Consider the following 4,700-nt stretch of genomic DNA (forward strand, 5'->3'; position numbering starts at 1 on the left):
GTATCAAGCGAGCACTGGAGGAAAGCTCTACGATTGGAAGTATGCACTTTAAGAACGGCAGGGTTCAGCGCGGGCCTGGAAAAAGTTTATCCGAACTGATCTACGGCGTCGAAATGCCGTTGCCCAAACCCACATATTCCGAGAAGAAATTTCGCCCCAAAATTGTAAAAGACCTGGGCTTATTTTTTAATTTTGATCCGCGCGATGGCGCATTGGTTGAGATCAAGGAAAGCACGTTTGAGTTAAGCGTTGATTTTGAGGGCCTGACGTTGTTATGGCTCGGGCCGGCGAGCGATGAGTCAAGTTTTGCTTTGATCGAGAGGCTTTATCGTCAGGCATCGCCCGCCAAAATAAAAGAAGAGTTGGTTGGCGCTGCTGGTTTGCACCATGAGTCTGTGCGGCGGCGCACGTTTCTTGCAGGAATATTGCTGGGCAATGAAGCGGCGACCGTGCGCAAGCAAGCCGCGTTTTGGCTGGGCCAGGGTGAGGACCCGGAGGCGTTGCGCATATTAAAACAAACGGCCAAGTCTGACCATGCCACCGAGGTGCGGAAACTGGCGGTGTTTGCGATAAGCCAAATGCCAATCGCCGAAACTGAAGAGGCGTTGTTCGAATTGGCGAACAGTCCGGATGATCGCGAGGTTTGCAAAGAAGCGATTTTCTGGCTGGCGCAAAGAGGCTCGCAGCGAACGGTTGCCCTGTTGAAGGAGCTTGTTTACAAGAACAACAACGCGGGGTTGCAAAAGCACATTGTGTTCTCGCTGACGCAATTGCCCGATAAACAGGGCACACCGATCTTGCATGAGGTTGTCGAAAAGCATCACAGCATTTCCGTGCGTAAAGAAGCGCTGTTTTGGTTGGGCCAGAGCCAGGAAGTCAGCGCCTTGCGGCTGCTGCAAAAGATGGCGCAAGCCTCCGAGGTCATGGAACTGCGCAAACAGGCCGTATTTGCTTTGAGTCAGATGCGTGCACCGGAGGCTGAGGAGACCTTGATCGAATTGGCCCGCAACGCCAAAGATCGTGAGGTTCGCAAAGAAGCGTTGTTCTGGCTGGCGCAGAAGGCCTCGAAGCGGGCTTCCGCTTTATTAAAAGAAACCGTGCAGCGCGACGCCGATACCGAGATTCAAAAACAGGCGATCTTTGCGCTCACGCAATTGCCGGACGATGAAGGCATTCCCATGCTCATCGAGATTGCAGAGCAGCACGGCAACATGGCGGTGCGCAAAGAGGCAATCTTCTGGTTGGGTCAAAGCGATGATGCACGCGCGACCGCGGCGCTGCTCAAGCTTGTGCGCGGCAAGGAATGAGTCGAAACCTCACCGCCACGGAGGTGGCCGTGCTTGACAAGCCGCCTCATTTTTGCTGAACCAGAATTTTTGTTGCGCCGGCCAGACCGCTTCTCGCGACCGGCGTAGCTTCGGTTTGCGCTCACAAACAAGCCTGGCCGCGCCGTGTATGTGATTCGAAAGCGAACAACCCGGAGGCAAGTTATGTTCAAAAATTATCTCAAAGTCGCTTTACGCAATTTGCACAAGCAAAAAGGCCATACCGTAATCAATCTTGCCGGCTTGGCGGTGGGCATGGCGTGTTGCCTGTTAATTTTGCTTTATGTGCAACACGAGCTTAGTTTTGACGACTATCACGCGAACAAAGAGCGCATTTATCGTTTGGCAACGCGCATGCAAGGTGCGTCATTCGATGGCATCGCAAAGGTGAACGGCCCGTGGGGATTGGCGGTAAAAAAAGATGTGCCCGAAGTGGAGGAGACGGTGCGCTTCGTGATCGCCGGGCAGATTTTGTTGAGTCGAGGCCATACGCGTTTTTATGAAGCGAATGGCTTGTTCGCCGACTCTACGGTTTTTCGCGTTTTCAGTTTTCCACTGCTGCACGGCGACCGGCACACAGCGTTGACCGCGCCACACACACTCGTCGTGACGCGCGATTTTGCGCAAAAGTATTTTGGCAATGAGAATCCTGTCGGCCAGACGCTCACCGTTGACAATCGCGTGGAATATCTCATCACCGGCTTGCTGGACAATATCCCCGCCAATTCTCATTTCAATTTCGATTTTTTGCTGTCAATGGCGAGCCTTGAACATCCCCAACGCGACAGTTGGATTCAATGGAATCAATTCTATACGTACGTGTTGCTGCAAGCGGGTGCTTCGCCCAATGCCGTGGCCACCAAGATCTCGACTGTGTTACAGCAAAACATGGGCGAGGCTGCTGCGCGTTTCACGCCATTTCTGCAACCGCTGACAGCAATTCATTTGCATTCACATCTATTTCGGGAATTGTCGCCTAATTCGGATATGGCGCAGATTTACATCTTTGCCAGCGTCGCGCTGTTCGTGCTTATCATCGCCGCCATCAACTTTATCAATCTTAGCACAGCACAAGCCGCGCGCCGAGCGAAAGAAGTGGGCGTGCGCAAGGTCCTCGGTTCGCAACGCCGGCAACTCACCGGCCAATTTCTCGTCGAGGCGATTTTGTTATGCGTGTTTGCCGCCATACTCGCAATCAGCTTGGCAGAGTTTCTGTTACCGGCATTCAATCTATTGGTGGATAGATCGCTAATGCTGGACTGGCTGGAAAATCCGTTACTCACCCTAGCAGCGTTGGCATTCACGCTGCTCGTCGGCGCGCTGGCCGGTTGCTATCCGGCGCTGGTGCTGTCGGCCTTTCGCCCAACCAACGCTCTGCGAATGTCGGCTGATCGCGCCACGGGTAAATCTGCATTGCGCAATGGCCTGGTGATTTTTCAATTTGCATTATCTGCTTTTTTGCTCATAGCCACCGGCGTTATCTATCGGCAAGCGCAGTTCATGCGAGAAAAAAATCTGGGATATAATGCCGAGCAAATTCTCACGATTCCGATTCAAAACCCGGTGCTGGCCAAAAACTATGAATTGGTGAAACACGAATTGATGCAACATCCGAATGTTGTGCGGGTTTCAGCCTCGGCGAATCTGCCGGGCGGCAGCGACTGGGGGATTCCCACCCAGCCTGAAGGTTTTTCACCCGGCCAGGCGCCTCCAACGCGCATTCTTGCTGTTGATCATGATTTTCTCGCTGCCTACGAGATACCGATTGCTCAGGGCCGCGGTTTTTCGAAGGAATTTGCCGGCGACAGCACGCGCGCGTTTTTGATTAACGAAGAAGCTGCCCGGCAATTGCATTGGAATGAGCCGTTGCGCAAAACAATCGCCATGTCTGGAATTAACCGCCCGGCCTCGCCGGTGATCGGTGTCGTGAAAGATTTTCATTTCCGCTCGTTGCACGAACGCATTGGCCCGCTGGTGCTTTTTATACCGCCGGCGGAATGGATGACGGTTTTTTCCGTGCGCGTGCGTTCGGAAAACCTGCAAGCTACGCTGCAATTTTTAGAGGAAAAATGGCGGCAACTCGACCCGGATCATCCCTTCACCTATTCTTTTCTTGATGATCGTTTGGCGCAGCGTTATCAAGGCGAGATGCGGTTGCAGAGAATGTCGGCTTATGCCGCCGGATTGGGAATATTTATCGCCTGCCTTGGTTTGTTCGGTTTGATTTCTTTTATCGCGGCGCAGCGCACCAAAGAGATTGGGATCCGCAAAGTGCTGGGCGCTACCACGCCGGGAATCGTCGGCCTATTGTCGCGTGAAACCTTGAAACTCATCGTCGTCGCCAATCTCCTTGCCGGTCCGCTTGCTTATGTTATCATGAATCGTTGGTTGCAGGACTTTGCTTATCGTGTGAGCTGGTCTTTGGATATTTTTGCATTGTCTTTTGTGTTTACCATTTCGCTGGCACTATTGACGATCGGCTATCGTTCGCTCAAGGCCGCGCTGGTTAATCCGGTGGAGACGTTGCGGTGCGAATGATTGCGGATTGTGGATTTTGGATTACGGCCTGAACGATCAATCTAACATTCGCAATCCCAAATCCGAAATGGAGACGTCATGTTCAAAAACTATCTCAAAATTGCCTTTCGCAATTTGTGGAAGCAAAAAGTTTATTCCTTTATCAACATTCTCGGTTTGGCTGTGGGTTTGGCCGCCTGTTTGTTGATTTATCTTTTCATCAGCAACGAGATGAGTTTTGACCGGTTCCACCAAAAGGGGAAACGCATTTACCGGCTGAACGAAGTGCAAAGCTTCGAAGGCATCAGCCCGCAGCATGTCGCGCTCTCGATGTATCCCATGGGCCCGGCGCTGCAGGAAATTTATCCGGAGATCGTCGATTTCGTACGCTTTGTGAACGGCGGAACGGTGTTGCGCAACGATTCCAAACAGATCATCGTCGAGAAAACGTTTTGGACTGATCCGGCGTTCTTTTCGATTTTTGATTTTGCGCTGCGCCGCGGCGACCGCGCCACCGCGCTGAACGAACCGAACAGCGCCGTGCTTACACAAGAGACGGCGCAAAAGCTTTTCGGCACGGACGACGTGATTGGCAAATCATTTTTACAAGGCGAGCGGCAACTCAAAGTTACCGGCGTGTTGGAAAACCTTCCCAAGACTTCGCATCTGCAATTCGACGCGCTCTTTTCCGTGATCACGATTGAAGACGAACGGGCGCGCACCAATTGGGGCTCGAATTGGCTGGTCACGTATCTTTTGCTCGCGCCCGGCGCCGACGTTGAAAAGCTCGAAGCGGCCTTCCCGCAATTTCTCGAAAAAAATATGGGTGAGGGCAAAAAGTTTTATGAGTTATATCTG

General features: G+C 52.4%; 3 protein-coding genes. All 3 read left to right on the forward strand.

Translation table 11 applies throughout. The features are described from left to right. Nucleotides 1-41: 41 nt before the first annotated feature. A complete protein-coding gene (locus FBQ85_26745) occupies nt 42-1,307 on the forward strand; it encodes a HEAT repeat domain-containing protein (protein ID MDL1878732.1) in 1,266 nt (421 codons plus the stop codon). 183 nt (nt 1,308-1,490) lie between these two features. Further along, entirely contained in the window at nt 1,491-3,863 is a 2,373-nt protein-coding gene (locus FBQ85_26750) for an FtsX-like permease family protein (GenBank protein ID MDL1878733.1), read from the forward strand. Nucleotides 3,864-3,941: 78 nt separating this feature from the next. Then, the coding region (locus FBQ85_26755) for an ABC transporter permease (GenBank protein ID MDL1878734.1) at nt 3,942-4,700 on the forward strand (759 nt) is incomplete at its 3' end.

This window comes from Cytophagia bacterium CHB2 (assembly GCA_030263535.1).
Taxonomy (GTDB): domain Bacteria; phylum Zhuqueibacterota; class Zhuqueibacteria; order Zhuqueibacterales; family Zhuqueibacteraceae; genus Coneutiohabitans.